This is a genomic window from Devosia sp. (assembly GCF_024707125.1).
Classification (GTDB): domain Bacteria; phylum Pseudomonadota; class Alphaproteobacteria; order Rhizobiales; family Devosiaceae; genus Devosia.
Map to the genome: position 1 here is coordinate 368,022 of NZ_JANQAH010000007.1, position 15,657 is coordinate 383,678.

A 15,657-nucleotide genomic window follows, 5' to 3' on the forward strand; every position below is an offset into this window, starting at 1 on the left:
TCTTCCGAGGAGTTTTTCGAATGCATGAACGATCATGTCCTGATGAATTTCCGTGTGGTTGATCGGGAACAGGATCGCTTTCATTTCGAACTCCTATATGCGGCGCAAAAGCCGCCGAAGTATGGGTGCTTCGCGCCTCTTTCACAACGCTGTGTTCGTCCCGGCCAATCAGGCTCTGGACCTCTGTGACGAATTGGCAACAGCACCCGGGATTCACTGCGGCGCCCCGCGGCATAAAGAATTTGGCGATGTTTCCCGCCACAATCTCATCTTAAACGAGATGGCTAGGCATTCGGGGGCGGGTGTCGGCAATTCGGGGATGGAGCCGCCGGGCTTCGTCTTTGACCTGTCTGTGGCGCGCCTGACTGCTTGAAAATAGGCGGGAATCCGCCAGTTCTTGGTGAGCACGTGCGCAGACAGGATACGATCAGTTCCAGATATTTGAGCGGCCTGGTGGCCGTCGGCGGTGCCCGCGGGGATGTGATGTCCTCGGCTCAAATCCTGCCGCAATGCGAGTTTACCAAAACTTCACACTTCGCTTTTCCTCAGCCGGCATCGGGGTCAAATTCCTCGCGTATGCCGGTCGAACAGCAGATATTTGTAGCACCCGCCCATGCCGTTATGGGCAAAAGGAGTAAGATGCGGAAATCGCCGGCTTTTTATCTGGCATCCGCGGTAACCGGACTTGCGCTGTCGGTTCTGACAGCAGCGATCCCCGCACAGGCACAGACAGCGGCCGAAGCCGCGCTCGATCTAGCCAATATGCTGGACGGCGCTGGCGGCGGCGTGTCTGGCGATGCCTATCTTTCCGCGCTTGAAAATGCGGCCGCTGCTGGCCAGCCCATGGCCATGTGGCAGCTTGGGACCATGTATGAAAATGGCGAGGGCGTTGCCAAGGACCCTGCAAAGGCCTTTGGCTATTTTGCCCAGATCGCCAATCAGCACGCCGATGCGGCGCCGCGTGGCGTCGAGTCCGATATCGTCGCGCAGTCTTTTGTGAAGATGGGCGACTACTATCGCCAAGGCGTGCCCGATGCCGGCATTCCGGCGGATGTCGAGCGCTCGCATGCGCTGCTGCTCCATGCCGCCACCTATTTTGGTGATGCCGATGCCCAGTACCGCGTTGGCCTGCTTTATCTGCAGGACGAAGGCTTGGGCGTAAATCCACTGCAAAGCGCCCGCTGGTTTTCGCTTGCCGCTCGCAAGGGCCACTGCCTGGCGCAGGCCCGCCTCGGCGACCTGCTCTTTACCGGCATGGAAGGCATCGAGGCCCAGCCGATCGAAGGGTTGATGTGGCTGAACCTGTCCCACGACCGTTGCCGCGGCACCGCCGATCAGGCTCAAGTCGATGAGCTGCTTAACCGGGCATCGTCAATGGCGCGGCCCGAGGATCGCGCCAATGCAGCAGCGCTAGCCGAGTCCATCGCACCGCAGTTCGCCGATTTCTGAGAACACATAGCCGCAGCGACCTAGCGCTGCGGCATCAAAAACCCCTAGAGGGTGAAGCAGTCGCCGCCATTGGCCTTGACGTTCGAGCAGATCGTATTGGCGTCCTGCAGCGAATTGGCCGGCACGCGAACGCGATAAAAAATCCCACGATCACCGAGATCAACGCGCTGGACTTCGAGGCTGGCGCCGCCAAAAAGCGAGCCAAAGCGGCTGGCGATTTGCTCGGCCGTCTGGCGGGCCGCTTCCTCTGTCCGCTGGGACGACAATTGCACATAGGCGGGCGCAGAGTCGCCGGCTGACGCCGTGGCGGTTGGCTGGGGCTGTTGTGCGGCAGGAGCTACAGTCGGCAAGGTCGGCGCAGGCGCAGTTGCCACGGCGGGGGCCGGCGTTGCGGCAACAGGCGCTGCGACGGCCGCTTGCGGCGTAAAGTTCGTCGGACGAACGAGCGGAACAGGCGCCGTCTTGCCACCGACCGGCGTACCGGTCAGGTCGACAACCGGTACGGTCGAGCCGGGCTGCACGGGAACGACCGTGGGCGCCGCAGCGGCTGGCGTTGGCTCAGGAATGGCGGCCGGCGCATTCGCAATGGCATTGGCAATCAGATCTGGCGTCGAGAAATCGGCGCCAGGAACCTCCGGCACGGTGGGACGATCAACCGGCAGCATCGCAGAACCGGCGAGGCTGTCGCCGCCGCTCACGATGGTGCCGTCCGGCCGCACGGTGACCGTACGAACCTTGCGGTTGACCAAACCTTCTTCGCTGACATCGGCGGCGGCCGCGACCTGAGTCACTGCCTCCACGTCGGACTGATCGCGCGAGACGATCTGTTCTTCAGCGCCGGTGTCGACGCCAGAAATTTCGTTGAAGACCACCGATTGGCTGGCTGCGTCGGCGGCAGGTGTCGGCTCGGGGACTTCCTTGGTGGGCGTTGTATCCGCAGCAACAAGCGGGGCAGGGCCTTCCGGCGTGCCGCTACCAAGGCCGAGGACCGTGTAGAGGCCGACTGCCGCAACTGCCAGCAGCAGCGTGGCGACGACGGGTCCAGCAAGCGAACGCGTCAAGCCAAGCACACGGCCGCGCGGTGCTCTTGGGGACTTTGCAGGCTCTTCAGGTGGCAGGCTGGCTTCGATAGCCGGCTCTACCCATTCCACTCGGGCCCCACTGGTCTCGGCAGCGGCCAGAATGGCCTCTTCCACGGATGAGACACGGGTTTTGTTCTGTGCCGGTGGCACCACAGCGGCCGGTTGGGGTTCGCGCGACGGCAAGGTCGGCGTCGCAAGGCTGCGCAGGGCCGGGCTAGGGGCCGCGGGCGCCTGCTGGACGCGGGCTGCGGGACCAATCAGCCGCTCGATCTCTTCGAGAGGATCGGGCAGGGACTGAGGTTTGGGCTGTTGCGGCGGTTCAACTGGCTGAGGAGCAGAATGAGCCTCGGCCGGCCTGACCTCGGGAGCCACAACTTCCGCAGGTTCAGGGCGAACCTCAGGCCGGTTGGCCAGGTTTGGGGCGAGGCCGAAAACCGGAGGAATACCAAAGGCATCGGCTTCGCGCGGGAAAGTCTGGCCACGAACCGCATCAGTTACGTCCAGTTCGTCGATTGGATCGTCCTGGGTCTGAACTCGGGGTTCTGGCTCGTCGCCAACGGCCAGTTCAGCTGCGATCAGACTGGCAAGGCTATCCTGATCCAGATCCGGCATCTCTTCGGCCGGCGGCGCCGTAGGTTCGGCGCGCACAAACACCGGAGCGGGCGGCGCGACATCCTGTGGGGCAATCGCAATAGGCTCGACGGGCGTCGTCGGTGCGGGTGCAGGCTGGGGCGTAAAGCGTCGCTCTACGACCGGCGCCTCATTCACGGCCGGCTTGGCGGCACCAAAGGCAGGAGCAAACGCCGCTGGCTCCACGCGCTGCGGCGAATCCACCTTGGGCTGGCTGGCCTGCGGCTTGCGGTCGAAACCGAAAACAAAAGGTTCAGGAGCAGGAGCAGGAGCAGGAGCATTGTCGCCCGGAATACGTACCGGGCGGCTCGGTGCCTCTACTTCTTTCTGGGGCGCAACCGCTGCAGGACTATCGCCGCCCGGTATTCGAACCGTCACAGCCGGTTCACTCTTGGGCTTGTCGCCTTGAGCGTCCTCAGCCATGAGGCGAGCGAGTTCCGCGATCAGGTCGTCCGCGCTATCGGTCTGTCCTGCCATATGTTTCGGTTTCGCTGTCGTCATCGGCCAGCGCCCCTAGATTGCTGCCAGCTCCTTTGGGGAGTTTGCAGCGAGTTTTCACACTAATGCGCCCGAATTATGAAAGCTCTTCGGGAGCCGAAACACCCAGAATTCCAAGGCCATTGCGGATTACCTGACGTACGGCATCCACAAGTGCGAGTCGCGCCAAAGTGAGCTTTGGATCGGCAGCATTAACAAAGCGTAACGAATGGTCGTCGTTGCCCTTTGCCCAGAAGCCGTGGAAAGCCGCGGCGAGGTCGTGGACATAGAATGCAATACGGTGGGGCTCGTGCGCAATGGCAGCAGCGGCAACGGTCCGCGGCCAGGCGGCAAGGAGCCGGATCAGCTCAAGATCGGCAGCCGAGGTCAGCCGCTCGACTTCCGCGTTAGCAAGGGCAGGGGCGCTGAAATCGAGCCCCGGCACTTCGAGTCCCGCCTTGCGGAAAATCGAGCAGGCGCGAGCATGCGCGTACTGCACGTAGAACACCGGGTTGTCGCGGGTCTGTTCTTTGACGACGGCGAAGTCAAAATCCATCGAGGCGTCGTTGCGGCGGAAGAGCAGCATGAAGCGCGTGGCGTCGGCGCCAACCTCCTCGACCACGTCAGAAAGGAGGACCAGGTCGCCGGAGCGCTTCGACATCTTGAACGGCTCGCCGTTCTTGAGCAGCCGCACGAGCTGGCAGATGCGTACGTCGATATCGGCTTCGCCCTGCGACACGGCCTTCACGGCCGCCTGCAGACGCTTCACATAGCCCGAGTGATCGGCGCCGAGCACATTGACCATGTGCTTGAAGCCGCGGAGATATTTGTTGCGGTGATAGGCAATGTCGGCGGCGAAATAGGTATAGCTGCCGTCCGACTTGACCAGCGCGCGATCGGTGTCGTCGCCAAAATCCTTGGCGCGGAACAGGGTCTGCTCGCGCTCTTCCCAATCGTCTGGCGTCTTGCCCTTGGGCGCTTCGAGTAGGCCCTGATAGACCATGCCCTCTTCACGCAGCCAATCGAGCGTCGTCTGGATATCGCCGCCCTGGCCATGCAGAGTGCGCTCGGAGAAGAAGACGTCGTGATGGATATTGAGCTGGGCAAGGTCGGCCTTGATCAGTTCCATCATCTCGGCTAGCGCAGCCTCGCGAGCGATCAGCACGGCTTCCTGCTCGGGCTTTTCGAGCAACGAAGCGCCATATTCGGCAGCAAGTGCCTTGCCGACGGGAATGAGATAGTCGCCGGGATAGAAGCCCGAGGGAATTTCGATGGTTTCGCCAAGCGCTTCGCGGTAGCGCAGCAGGGCGGACTGGCCGAGGATGATGGTCTGGCCGCCGGTGTCGTTGATGTAATATTCGCGCGTCACATCATAGCCGGAATAGGCCATGAGCGAAGCGAGGGCGTCGCCGAAGACGGCGCCGCGCGTATGGCCCACATGCATGGGACCGGTCGGGTTGGCCGAGACATATTCGACATTGACCCGTTCGCCCTTGCCGAGGTTGGACTTGCCGTAGGCGTCCTTCTGCTCGGCGATGGCCTTCAGCACCTTGTGCAGGATCGGCGTGGCGAGGCGGAAATTGATGAAGCCTGGCCCCGCAACCTCGACCGAGGTCACGTCGGAATCGGCCTTGAAGCGCTCGACCAAAGCCGCAGCGACTTCCCGTGGATTCTTGCCGAGCGGCTTCGCCACAACCATGGCGGCATTGGTCGAGAGATCGCCATGGGCGGGGTCTCGCGGGGGTTCCACCACAACGCGCGACAGCAGATCGGCGCCCAGTTCGGGGTGATCGGCAAGCAGAGCCTCGGTGACCCGAGTGGTGAAAAGTGCGAAGATATCCATGACAAACCCGCTGGAAATGCTGTGAGGCGGTTAGCGGAATTCCGGCCTAGCGTCAAACAAGCGCTGATGTTCGTCAAGCGCATAGGGGTCGGTCATACCGGCAATGAAGTCCGCGATGATGCGCGCCCGGGCGTTGACATCACTGGCCGCACCGGCGGCATCGCCCCAACGGCCGGGCATGTCGGCACTCTCCATATAGGCCGCAAACAGCCGCTCAACGACGGCTTCGCTCTCGCGAACAGGTCGCATCACCGCCTCGTCGCGGTAGACGCGCTTATAGAGTACGCCCTTCAAGCCCTTTTCGGCTTCGGCCACGGCCGGCGAGAAGGCGATCAGGGTTTTGCCAGCCATGCGGACATCTTCGGCGCTTCCGACGCCGGACGCGGCTATGTTGGCCGCGCTCTGCGCAATGACGTCTTCGATAGCGCGCGTGATCATGCGCCGCTGCACTTCGTGGGTCTGCCGCTTTACGGCGACTTGGGGATAGAGGCCCTCGACCTCGCGCACGATCGGGCCCGCCATAGGCGCATCCTCGAAATCGGCGAGCTGAACTAGGCCTGCACGCAGGGCGTCGTCGATATCATGGGCATTATAGGCGATGTCGTCGGCAATAGCGGCGACCTGAGCCTCAAGACTCGCATGGCTCGATAGCCGCAAATCCGCGACCGCGGGAATATCGGCAACGCCCGCAGGCAGACCTTCTTCCTCGTAGCGCCCATATGGACGGCCATCCGGATGGATCAGCGGACCATTGTGTTTGAGAATGCCTTCAAGCGTTTCCCAGGTGAGATTGATGCCGTCGTGTTCGGCATAGCGATTCTCGAGCTGGGTCACGACCCGCAGCGCCTGAACGTTGTGATCGAACCCGCCATAGGGCGCCATGGCCCGATGCAGCGCGCGTTCACCAGCGTGGCCGAATGGCGTGTGGCCAAGGTCGTGGCTCAGCGCCACGGCTTCAGCGAGGTCCTCGTTAAGCCGCAGCGCTCGCGCGATCGAGCGAGCGATCTGGCTGACTTCCAGCGTATGTGTCAGCCGATTACGAAAATGCCTGCCTTCGTGATGCAGAAAAACTTGCGTCTTGTGCTGCAGCCGACGGAATGCGGTCGAGTGGATGATGCGGTCGCGATCCCGCTGGAATTCCGAGCGGGTCGGGCTCGGTCCGGTGCCGTAGAGGCGCCCGAGGGAATTTTCGGGCTTGCTGGCATAAGGCGCTGTTTCGTTCATCTTCTCGTTCCAGGCCTTTGCAATGGCGCGCGATGCGCCTATCTTAGGGCCAGTGTTATGACATTACGACCGTACGGACACTTCAAATGACCGCTGCCGCCCTTGCCGAAACTCCTGCCGTGACATTGTCGGATCGCGCTGCAAAGCGCGTGTCTCGCATTCTCTCGAAAGAACCGACGGGAACCGTGCTGCGCATTTCGGTGGCTGGCGGCGGATGCTCCGGTTTCCAGTACGAATACAATCTCGTGCAGGAGACGGCGAACGAGGACGACCTCGTTCTGCAAAAGGGTGATGCCACAGTGCTCATCGATTCGCTGAGCCTGGAATTCATGGGCGGCGCGGAAATCGACTTTACGGACGATCTGATCGGCCAGGCCTTCCAGATCAAGAACCCGAACGCCGTCGCATCCTGCGGCTGCGGCACGAGTTTTGCCGTCTAAATATTCAAGAACATTTCGGGGGAGGGGACTATGGGCGCGCGCGTCAACGCGGTCATGGATGAGGCTGTGTCCGGCAACAAGATCGTCGGAGCGGAACTGATCGTCTATCGCCATGGGGAACTAATCCTGCGGCGCACTGCAGGTCATTTCGATCGCGAAGCCGGCGTGCCGATGATGGAAAACGCCATCTATCGGCTGGCCTCGGTCACCAAGCCCATCGTTGCCGCAACAGCCCTGGCCATGATCGACAAGGGCCTGCTCGGGCTCGACGATCTCGTCTCCAAACACCTCGATTATTTTGCTCCCAAGCTCGACAACGGTTCACCCGCGCCGATCACCATCCACCATCTTCTGACCCACACGTCCGGCCTAGCCTATGGCTATGCCGACGAGACGATTTCGACCGGCCTCGGGCCGACCGACAAGGATTTCCGCACCAATTTCTCGAAGGTCGCCGCCGCGCCGCTGCTGTTCGCGCCGGGCACCGGCTGGACCTATTCGGTCGCCATAGACGTTCTCGGGGCCGTGCTGGCAGCAGTGCAGGGCGGTTCGCTTCAGGACGCAGTGCACGCCCACATCACCGGGCCGCTCGGGATGGACGAAACCGGCTTCTTCGTCGCCGACAAGGCACGCCTCGCCATCCCCTATGCCGATGGCACGCCCGAGCCGACCGTGATGACCGACCCGCAATTCGTCCCCGGAGAAGACGGCGGCACAGTGATGTTCTCGCCCTCCCGCATCTTTAGCGACAAAGCCTTCCAGTCCGGTGGTGCCGGCATGGCCGGTACGCCTGAAAACATCGCAAAATTCCTCGAAGCCCTGCGCAAGGGCGGCGGCTCCGTGCTGAAACCGGAGACTGTTGCGCTGGGCTTTTCCAATCGCATTGGCGATCTCTACAGGCAGGATCAGGGCCAGCGCTTCGGCTATTTCGGTGCCGTCATCGATGATCCCGAGGCCGCCGCATCACCCTCCGCCAAGGGCACGGTGAATTGGGGCGGGGTTTATGGCCATTCCTGGCTTGTCGATCCCGCCAATGCCATTACGATAATGTCGATGAGCAATACCGCGCTCGAAGGGTGCACGGGACGTTATCCCAAGGACCTCATTCGCGCCGTTTACGCCGACCTCAACTAAAGCCGGAGAGAGCCATGGCCTTGCGCGTCGCCACCTGGAACATCAATGGCATCAAGGCCCGGCTTGAACTGCTGGTGCGTTGGCTCGAAGAAGAAAAGCCCGACATCGTCGGCCTCCAGGAAATCAAGGCGGTCGACGAAGGCTTTCCGACGGCCGAGATCGAGGCGCTCGGCTACAATGTCGTGACCCATGGCCAGAAGAGCTGGAACGGCGTTGCCCTCCTTTCCAAGCTTCCCTTCGATGAAGTGCATCGTGGCCTGCCCGGCGACGATGCCGACGAACAGTCGCGCCTGATCGAAGGCGTCTTTTCCGTCGAAGGCGGCGTGGTCCGCATCTGCAATATCTATCTGCCGAACGGCAATCCGGTCGATACGGAGAAGTTTCCCTACAAGCTGCGCTGGATGGATCGCCTCAATACCTTCGTTGCCGGTCGTCTGGCCTTGGAAGAGCCTTTCGTGCTGATGGGCGACTTCAATCTCATTCCCGCGCCGATCGACGCGCATGATCCCGACGCATGGTGGGGCGATGCGCTCTATCGCCCGGAAAGCCTCGAAAAGTTCCGCATCTTGCGTAACCTCGGCATGACCGATGCCCTGCGCTCCATCACCGCCGACCAGACTTTTACGTTCTGGGATTTCCAGGCCGGTGCATGGCGGCGAAATGCCGGCATTCGCATCGATCACTTGATGCTTTCGCCGCAGGCGGCCGACCGGCTGGACGATGTCACCGTGCACAAGGATGTGCGCGGCTGGGACAAGCCGAGCGACCACGTTCCCGTCGAAGGGCTCTTCAGCTTCTAGCCCAAAGGCCTGGCTCGCTTGACGCTGCGGCTTCGTGCCGCCAAGGATGCGGCATGAGTTCTGCCCAGCGGATATTTTCATGACCGGCTCGCTGACCGAATGGCTCGACGCAGAAGCGCCGCCAGAGGGTGAGGTCCTGCATGTCGATGTGGACGGCTATGAGGGGCCGCTTGATCTGTTGCTGGACTTGGCCCGGCGCCAGAAGGTCGATCTGGCGGCGATCTCCATCCTCGCGCTGGCCGAGCAATATCTCGCCTTCATCGACCGGGTGCGCGAGCGGCGCATCGAAGTGGCCGCCGACTATCTGGTGATGGCGGCGTGGCTCGCCTATCTCAAAAGCCGCCTCATGGTGCCGCAGGTGCAGGACGACGACGAGCCGTCCGGCGAGATGCTGGCTGCCATGCTGCAGTTCCGGCTCAAGCGGCTGGAGGCCATGCGCCTGGCCGCGAGCCGCTTGTTGGGCCGGCCGAGACTGGGATTGCAGATCTATTCCCGCGGTGCGCCCGAACCTCTGGAAGTGGCGCGTAAATCCATCTGGGAAGCGAGCTACTACGAGCTGCTGAAAGCCTATTCAGCCCAGCGCGAGCGCGGCGCGGTTACCGAGTACCGCCCGATAACGCGCACCGTCTGGTCGCTGCAGGACGCGCGAGACATTTTGCAGCGGCTGATCGGCGAAAGCGCCGAATGGGTTGCGATGGATACCTATCTCGAACAATACCTTGCCCGATCCGATGAGAGAACGACGGTTCGAGCATCCACCTTTGCCTCAAGCCTCGAACTCGTTCGCCAGGGCGAAATCGAGGTGCGGCAAAGCGAGACATTTGGCCCCATCCTGTTGCGGCGCCGGAAACGTGAACAGCCATGAATGAAGAGAACTTCGAAGGAGAGGTGCGCCAGCGTCAGTTGCGCATTCTCGAGGCGCTGCTGTTCGCTTCGTCCGAACCGCTGTCTCTGGCCGAGATGGCGCCCTATGTGGGCGACGGCGCTAACCTCCCCGTGCTGATCGAAGAGCTGCGCGCGCTCTATTCCAATCGCGGCGTCAATCTGGTGCGCCGCGGCGATCGCTGGGCATTTCGCACCGCTGAAGACCTGGGCTTCCTGCTACGTCGAGAGGAAGAGGAAACACGGCCGCTCTCCCGCGCTGCACTCGAAACTCTCGCGATCATTGCCTATCACCAGCCCGCGACTCGGGCCGAAATCGAGGAAGTCCGCGGCGTCGCCGTCGGCAAGGGTACAATGGATATCCTGATGGAAGCCGGCTGGGTGCGCATGCGCGGCCGGCGGCGTACGCCGGGCAGGCCCGTCACCTATGGCACGACCGACGCCTTTCTCGACCACTTTGGTCTTGAGCATTTGTCCGACTTGCCGGGCCTCGACGAACTCAAGGGGGCAGGGCTCCTGTCGTCGAGGCTGCCGCCATCGCTGCAAATTCCGCTACCGTTCGATGGCGCCCTGCGCGAGGACGAGGACCCGCTTGCCCCGGATGATCAGGGTGATGCGGTCGGCGACGAAGACTAGCGCAAGCATTGCGGAGAGCGATCTATCCCACTTATCCCCGCCCACATCGTCCCATGCCAATATGCCCTCGTTCCCGCCGTCAACACGCGGCACCGACGAAGTGCCGGGCGGGAAGTCGGGTCGCTCGGGGTCGCCTGGGCGAGTGCGTGGATGCTGACCACCGGTCAAGCGGCAGAGAGCCCCCGTTGCATCCCAGCGATGCTCCCGACGGCGATCTGGACCGCAAAACCCCAAAAGGGGACCGCTCGATGCATGCGCAAAAAATCCCGGACGTGCGAAGCGGCTTTCGCCTCTTCTTACATCCAAATTTTGAGGCGAAAGCCGCTTCCACCGTGCGCCCGAAGGGCGTCTCGACCGTGCAACCGCGACGCCAAAGGGCCGGGCGGCTTTTGTGCTGCAATGCGCGTTGTCCTGCCTGCTGCCACGTCTCCCGGCCTTCAGAGACGCCAAACCATGGCCTCAGCGGCGCAGGTTGCCGCTTTCGTGAGTGCGCAAAGGCAACACGTTCTTGTGTTTGCCTGCGATTGAACCTATTTCTCGCACATCTATCGCGTGTAACGCGTTCTGAAAGTCTAGGGAGATCACCATGCACGCGCCTTCCATTTGGGGCATTCTCGTAGTTGCCGTCGTCGTTATTCTGCTTTTCGGCCGCGGGAAGATTTCCGGCATGATGGGTGAAGTCGCCTCGGGCATCAAAGCCTTCCAGAAGGGCATGAAGGACGACGAGAAGCCGGCTGAACGCGTCACCACGACTGCTGAAGTCGATGCACGCGAGACCGAACGCAAGGACGTCTGATCCTTCTCGGCCTGACTTGGCGGCCGTGGGCCGCGCTCGGAGACTAACCTTATGCTCGGTCTAGGCTGGACAGAGATGCTGGTGATCGGCGTCGTTGCGCTGATCGTCATTGGCCCCAAGGACCTGCCCGTCGTCATGGGACGCATCGGCAAGTTCGTGGGTCAAATCCGCCGCATGGGCAATGACTTCCAGCGGGAAATCAATCGGACGACAGGTCTTGATGAGGTGCGGAACCTCCGCAATTCCATCACCTCGCCACTGAAGAAAACGGCCGAAGAAATCCGCAAGGAATTCAACACAATGACGCCGAGCGGCCCGCAGCCGAGCGGTGTCATCAAGCCGGCCGATCCCAAGGTCGAGAGTGTCGTCGACGAGTTGCGCAGTGCCGCAGGCATGCCGGCTGCCAAGAAGTCGAATGATGAACTGGCGTCCGACTATGGCTTCAAGGGCACCGAGCCGGTGAAGGCTGCACAGGCAAAGCCAGTCAAAGCCGCCGCAGCAGCGCCGACATCGCCCGTGACGACAACCGATCTTGCGCCGGTGGAAGAGGCCAAGGCCGCCAAGCCTGCTGCTGCCAAGAAACCCGCCGCGAGCAAGGCCGCTACTACGGCCAAGACCAGCGCCGCCAAGAAGCCGTCAGCGAAGACCGCCACGGTTGAAGCCGAAGCTGTGGCAAAGCCTGCCCGCAAGCCGCGGACGAAGGCTGCAGTCGCTGAGGTTGTCGCAGAAGAACCGGCCGCGCCCGCCAAAAAGCCGCGCGCACCGCGCAAGAAGCCGGCTGAACCGGTAGAAACGAAATAACGATGGCCGACGCCAAGCAGCCGCAGCTTGAAGACAAGAACAAGCCCGAGGTCGAAGACGAACTCGCGGGCAGCGAGGCGCCGCTGCTCGAGCACCTGATCGAGCTGCGCAAGCGCCTCATCTACAGCGCCATTGCGGTCGTCGTCCTGATGATCGGGTGTTTCCTGATCTCGAAAAACATCTTCGACATTCTGCTTGGGCCGTATCGTGGCGTCTATGCCAGCGACCCGACCCATACGATCGAGCTGATCTACACCGCCCCGCAGGAACTGTTCTTCACCGAACTGAACCTGGCCTTCTTTGGCGCCATCTTCCTCGGCTTTCCGTTCATCGCGACGCAGATCTATCTCTTCGTCGCGCCGGGCCTCTATAAGCACGAGCGCAAGGCGCTGGTGCCTTATCTCATCGCCACCCCGGTCTTCTTCGTCCTGGGCGCGCTGATGGTCTATTTCACCGTTCTGCCCATGGCCCTGCATTTCTTTGCCGGCATGGAAACGGACGAAATCAAGCTTATGCCGCGTGTTTCCGAGTATCTCGGCTTCGCCATGACGCTGATTCTGGCTTTCGGCATCTGCTTCCAGTTGCCTGTCGTCCTGACGCTTCTGGCGCAGATCGATCTCGTCAATGTCGAGATGCTCAAGAAGGGTCGCCGCTATGCAGTGGTTGGCATTCTGATCGTCGCTGCTTTGATCACGCCGCCTGATCCGATCTCCCAGATCGGGCTTGCCCTGCCGATGTACGCGCTTTACGAACTGGCGATCCTGTCTGTCCGATTTGTGCAGAAGCGCCGCGAGGCGGCACTGGCGGCGCAGGACTCCGGGCTTTCCGGCTCATCTAGCGAATAGCTGCTCCGCGTTCTCTCGCGGGTGCAGCTCAGTTCTGCCCCGCGGCGCTGGCAGGCGCGCCCCGGGACATAGACCCAGGGCCTGCGTCAAACCAGAGGCGGGCAAGGGCCCGTAAGAACCGATGTTCGATATAAAGTGGATCAGAGCCAACGCCGAAGCTTTCGACGCTGCCGTTTCCCGGCGCAAGAATGTCTCCGTGCGGTCCTCCGATCTTCTGGCGATCGACGATCGGCGCCGCGAGATCATCGTCCGCCTCAACGAAGCGCAGGAAAAGCGCAACGCGCTTTCCAAGCAGATCGGCCAGGCCAAGGCTCAGAAGGATGAAGCCAAGGCCCAGGAGCTGATGGCCGAAGTCAGCCGCCTCAAGGATTTTATTCCAACTGGCGAAGCCGAAGAGCGGGCCGTCGAGGCTGAATTGCGCGCCGCGTTGTCCGTCATTCCCAACCTGGCGCTCGATGACGTGCCGCAGGGTGACGACGAAAGCGACAATGTCGAGTATTTCGGCGCCAACGGCACAGCCGAAACCGCAGCACGGCAGCGGCCGGCCAAGCCGAGCTTCAGCTTTGCGCCCAAAGAGCACTACGAAATCGGCGTGGCCGAAAAGGACATGGACTTCGAAGTAGCCGCCAAGCTTTCCGGCAGCCGCTTTGTCGTGCTGAAGGGCCAGATTGCGCGCCTCGAACGCGCCATCGGCCAGTTCATGCTCGATCTGCACACGACCGAGCACGGCTACCTCGAAGTACAGCCGCCGCTGTTGGTTCGCGACGACGCACTCTTTGGCACCAACCAGCTGCCGAAGTTCGAGGAAGACCTGTTCTTCACCCCGCACGGCGACTCGCGCCTAGCGCTCATCCCGACCGCGGAAGTGCCGCTCACCAATATGGTGCGCGAATCCATCCTGTCCGAAGAAGAACTGCCGCTGCGTTTTGCGGCGCTGACCCCTTGCTTCCGCTCCGAGGCCGGCTCTGCCGGTCGCGATACCCGCGGCATGCTGCGTCAGCACCAGTTCGACAAGGTCGAGATGGTGTCGATCACGACGGCCGAAACCTCCATCGACGAGCACGAGCGCATGCTGGCTTGTGCCGAGACGGTACTCCAGCGTCTGGGCCTCCACTACCGCGTCATGATGCTCTGCACCGGCGACATGGGTTTCGGCGCACGCAAGACCTATGACCTCGAAGTCTGGCTGCCGGGGCAGGACACCTATCGCGAGATTTCGTCCGTCTCCGTCTGCGGCGATTTCCAGGCCCGCCGCATGGAGGCTCGCTATCGTCCGTCCGGCGAAAAGCAGGCGCCGCGTTATGTGCATACGCTCAACGGCTCCGGCACTGCCGTCGGCCGTTGCCTCATCGCAGTCCTCGAAAACTACCAGCAGGAAGATGGCTCGGTGCTGATTCCCGAGGCTCTGCAGCCCTATATGGGCGGCCTCACTTCCATCGGAGGCAAGTGATCCATGCGCATCCTCATCACCAATGACGATGGTGTGGATGCGCCAGGTATCGCCATCATGGCCGATATCGCCGCCGCGCTTTCGGATGACGTCTGGATCGTGGCGCCGGATGGCAACCAGTCCGGGGCAGGGCACCGGTTCACGCTTGGCCGTGAACTGGTTCTTGAAAATCGCGGCCCACGACGCTTTGCCGTGGTCGGCGGATCTCCCGCAGATTGCGTTGTGGCGGGGATGACCCACGTTCTGGCCGATCATCCGGCCGACCTCGTTCTGTCCGGCATCAATGCCGGGCAGAACCTGGGCGACATCGTTCATTGCTCCGGCACGGCGGCCGGCGCACGCGAAGGCGCGCTACAGGGCGCGGTCGGAATCGCGATGAGTCAAGCGATCGACTACGAAAGAAGTCACGCAGTCGATTGGTCCAATTCGATTCGATTCGGGACAGATGTTGTCCAGGCGATTCTTGCGGCGAAGGGGCGGGACGATGTTTTTTACAACGTCAATTTCCCGGTTTGCTCGCCCCGAGAGGTTGCGGGGATAGCAGCCGTGCCGCACCAACGCTTCTCGCGCTCGGCTTTCCGGTACTATCCAAGCGACAGGGACGGCGAGTTCTTCGTAGCCATTCCCGAAACGCCTATGCCTTTGGATCCAAATGCGGATTTTGAGGTTTTGCGCCGCAGGAACACGATTACGGTGACCCCTTTTGCACTGCAGCAGACGGAAAAGGTGGCCCTGGAACGGCTGGCGAAGCTGAGCTTGTCCCCATCCGGGCAATCTTAACCTTACTCAATCGACAACGTCGTGCGTTCGATTTCACTCAAATCGCATCGGTCTTAAGGTCGCTTTTACCTTACCGGCCTAGTCTCGTTTCCAGTGTTAAGTACCTGCGTACGAGTTAGCCGATGCGTAAAAACCTGTCTGTCAGGGTGCCTAAAGGTGCAGTCGCCGTGGCTGGTCTGTTAGTAGCAGCCGTCGGCTTGTCCGGTTGTTCAAGTCTTGGATCGCGAACGTTTGGCGATTCTACAACGACCGGCTCCGTCGCCCAGTCATCCGCACCCGCCACGCTGAACCAGCCTATGCCAGCCTCGCTTGGAGCGCCTGCAACGATGCAGGTTGCCGAGCAGCGGTTCTTGCCGCCGGCACCCATTGGTTCCGCCTGGGGCGCTTC

The 15,657-nt window shown here is 61.9% G+C and carries 14 protein-coding genes; 11 read left to right on the forward strand and 3 right to left on the reverse strand.

Features of this window, described 5'->3' with window-relative positions:
- Window positions 1-639 precede the first annotated feature (639 nt).
- Entirely contained in the window at window positions 640-1,449 is an 810-nt protein-coding gene (locus tag NVV77_RS07035) for a tetratricopeptide repeat protein (RefSeq protein WP_295411757.1), read from the forward strand.
- Window positions 1,450-1,493: 44 nt separating this feature from the next.
- Here NVV77_RS07035 and NVV77_RS07040 read toward each other — a convergent pair whose 3' ends face one another.
- The 3 genes from NVV77_RS07040 to NVV77_RS07050 all read right to left on the reverse strand — a co-directional run bounded on the left by NVV77_RS07040 (window position 1,494) and on the right by NVV77_RS07050 (window position 6,705).
- Window positions 1,494-3,662 (reverse strand): SPOR domain-containing protein, encoded by a 2,169-nt coding sequence (locus tag NVV77_RS07040; protein WP_295411758.1) that lies wholly within the window; start codon window positions 3,660-3,662, stop codon window positions 1,494-1,496.
- Window positions 3,663-3,735: 73 nt separating this feature from the next.
- Entirely contained in the window at window positions 3,736-5,481 is a 1,746-nt protein-coding gene (argS, locus tag NVV77_RS07045) for an arginine--tRNA ligase (protein ID WP_295411759.1), read from the reverse strand.
- A 30-nt stretch (window positions 5,482-5,511) separates the two neighbouring features.
- On the reverse strand, window positions 5,512-6,705 hold the full coding sequence (locus tag NVV77_RS07050; protein WP_295411760.1) for a deoxyguanosinetriphosphate triphosphohydrolase: 1,194 nt from the start codon (window positions 6,703-6,705) through the stop codon (window positions 5,512-5,514).
- A gap of 86 nt (window positions 6,706-6,791) precedes the next feature.
- Between NVV77_RS07050 and erpA the strand changes: the two genes are divergently transcribed.
- The 10 genes from erpA (at window position 6,792) to surE (ending at window position 15,269) form a co-directional block, all read left to right on the forward strand.
- Window positions 6,792-7,145 (forward strand): iron-sulfur cluster insertion protein ErpA, encoded by a 354-nt coding sequence (gene erpA, locus NVV77_RS07055; RefSeq protein WP_035083209.1) that lies wholly within the window; start codon window positions 6,792-6,794, stop codon window positions 7,143-7,145.
- Window positions 7,146-7,175: 30 nt separating this feature from the next.
- Window positions 7,176-8,279: a serine hydrolase gene (locus tag NVV77_RS07060; RefSeq protein ID WP_295411761.1), complete on the forward strand. Its 1,104-nt coding sequence runs from the start codon at window positions 7,176-7,178 to the stop codon at window positions 8,277-8,279.
- Window positions 8,280-8,299: 20 nt separating this feature from the next.
- On the forward strand, window positions 8,300-9,079 hold the full coding sequence (gene xth, locus NVV77_RS07065; protein ID WP_295412265.1) for an exodeoxyribonuclease III: 780 nt from the start codon (window positions 8,300-8,302) through the stop codon (window positions 9,077-9,079).
- Window positions 9,080-9,158: 79 nt separating this feature from the next.
- Window positions 9,159-9,944, forward strand: a complete 786-nt coding sequence (locus tag NVV77_RS07070; RefSeq protein WP_295411762.1) for a ScpA family protein — start codon at window positions 9,159-9,161, stop codon at window positions 9,942-9,944.
- The gene (gene scpB, locus NVV77_RS07075; RefSeq protein ID WP_295411763.1) at window positions 9,941-10,597 is read left to right on the forward strand and encodes an SMC-Scp complex subunit ScpB; all 657 of its coding nucleotides are present in this window, start codon (window positions 9,941-9,943) and stop codon (window positions 10,595-10,597) included. The genes NVV77_RS07070 and scpB overlap by 4 nt, the downstream gene beginning before the upstream one ends.
- Window positions 10,598-11,183: 586 nt before the next feature.
- Complete coding sequence (locus NVV77_RS07080; protein ID WP_295411764.1) at window positions 11,184-11,393, forward strand: twin-arginine translocase TatA/TatE family subunit; 210 nt, start codon at window positions 11,184-11,186, stop codon at window positions 11,391-11,393.
- Between the two features lie 51 nt (window positions 11,394-11,444).
- The gene (gene tatB / locus NVV77_RS07085; RefSeq protein ID WP_295411765.1) at window positions 11,445-12,194 is read left to right on the forward strand and encodes a Sec-independent protein translocase protein TatB; all 750 of its coding nucleotides are present in this window, start codon (window positions 11,445-11,447) and stop codon (window positions 12,192-12,194) included.
- Window positions 12,195-12,196: 2 nt separating this feature from the next.
- A complete protein-coding gene (tatC, locus tag NVV77_RS07090) occupies window positions 12,197-13,039 on the forward strand; it encodes a twin-arginine translocase subunit TatC (protein WP_295411766.1) in 843 nt (280 codons plus the stop codon).
- Window positions 13,040-13,160: 121 nt separating this feature from the next.
- The gene (serS, locus tag NVV77_RS07095; protein WP_295411767.1) at window positions 13,161-14,489 is read left to right on the forward strand and encodes a serine--tRNA ligase; all 1,329 of its coding nucleotides are present in this window, start codon (window positions 13,161-13,163) and stop codon (window positions 14,487-14,489) included.
- 3 nt (window positions 14,490-14,492) lie between these two features.
- Entirely contained in the window at window positions 14,493-15,269 is a 777-nt protein-coding gene (gene surE, locus NVV77_RS07100) for a 5'/3'-nucleotidase SurE (protein WP_295411768.1), read from the forward strand.
- Window positions 15,270-15,657 lie beyond the last annotated feature (388 nt).

Excerpts from the sequence above, each read along its gene's own strand:
- erpA (WP_035083209.1), top strand. The coding sequence starts at position 6,792 with ATGACCGCTGCCGCCCTTGCCGAAACTCCTGCCGTGACATTGTCGGAT.
- NVV77_RS07070 (WP_295411762.1), top strand. The coding sequence starts at position 9,159 with ATGACCGGCTCGCTGACCGAATGGCTCGACGCAGAAGCGCCGCCAGAG.
- NVV77_RS07050 (WP_295411760.1), bottom strand. The coding sequence starts at position 6,705 with ATGAACGAAACAGCGCCTTATGCCAGCAAGCCCGAAAATTCCCTCGGG.
- tatC (WP_295411766.1), top strand. The coding sequence starts at position 12,197 with ATGGCCGACGCCAAGCAGCCGCAGCTTGAAGACAAGAACAAGCCCGAG.
- argS (WP_295411759.1), bottom strand. The coding sequence starts at position 5,481 with ATGGATATCTTCGCACTTTTCACCACTCGGGTCACCGAGGCTCTGCTT.
- tatB (WP_295411765.1), top strand. The coding sequence starts at position 11,445 with ATGCTCGGTCTAGGCTGGACAGAGATGCTGGTGATCGGCGTCGTTGCG.
- NVV77_RS07040 (WP_295411758.1), bottom strand. The coding sequence starts at position 3,662 with ATGACGACAGCGAAACCGAAACATATGGCAGGACAGACCGATAGCGCG.
- scpB (WP_295411763.1), top strand. The coding sequence starts at position 9,941 with ATGAATGAAGAGAACTTCGAAGGAGAGGTGCGCCAGCGTCAGTTGCGC.
- NVV77_RS07080 (WP_295411764.1), top strand. The coding sequence starts at position 11,184 with ATGCACGCGCCTTCCATTTGGGGCATTCTCGTAGTTGCCGTCGTCGTT.
- surE (WP_295411768.1), top strand. The coding sequence starts at position 14,493 with ATGCGCATCCTCATCACCAATGACGATGGTGTGGATGCGCCAGGTATC.
- NVV77_RS07035 (WP_295411757.1), top strand. The coding sequence starts at position 640 with ATGCGGAAATCGCCGGCTTTTTATCTGGCATCCGCGGTAACCGGACTT.
- serS (WP_295411767.1), top strand. The coding sequence starts at position 13,161 with ATGTTCGATATAAAGTGGATCAGAGCCAACGCCGAAGCTTTCGACGCT.
- NVV77_RS07060 (WP_295411761.1), top strand. The coding sequence starts at position 7,176 with ATGGGCGCGCGCGTCAACGCGGTCATGGATGAGGCTGTGTCCGGCAAC.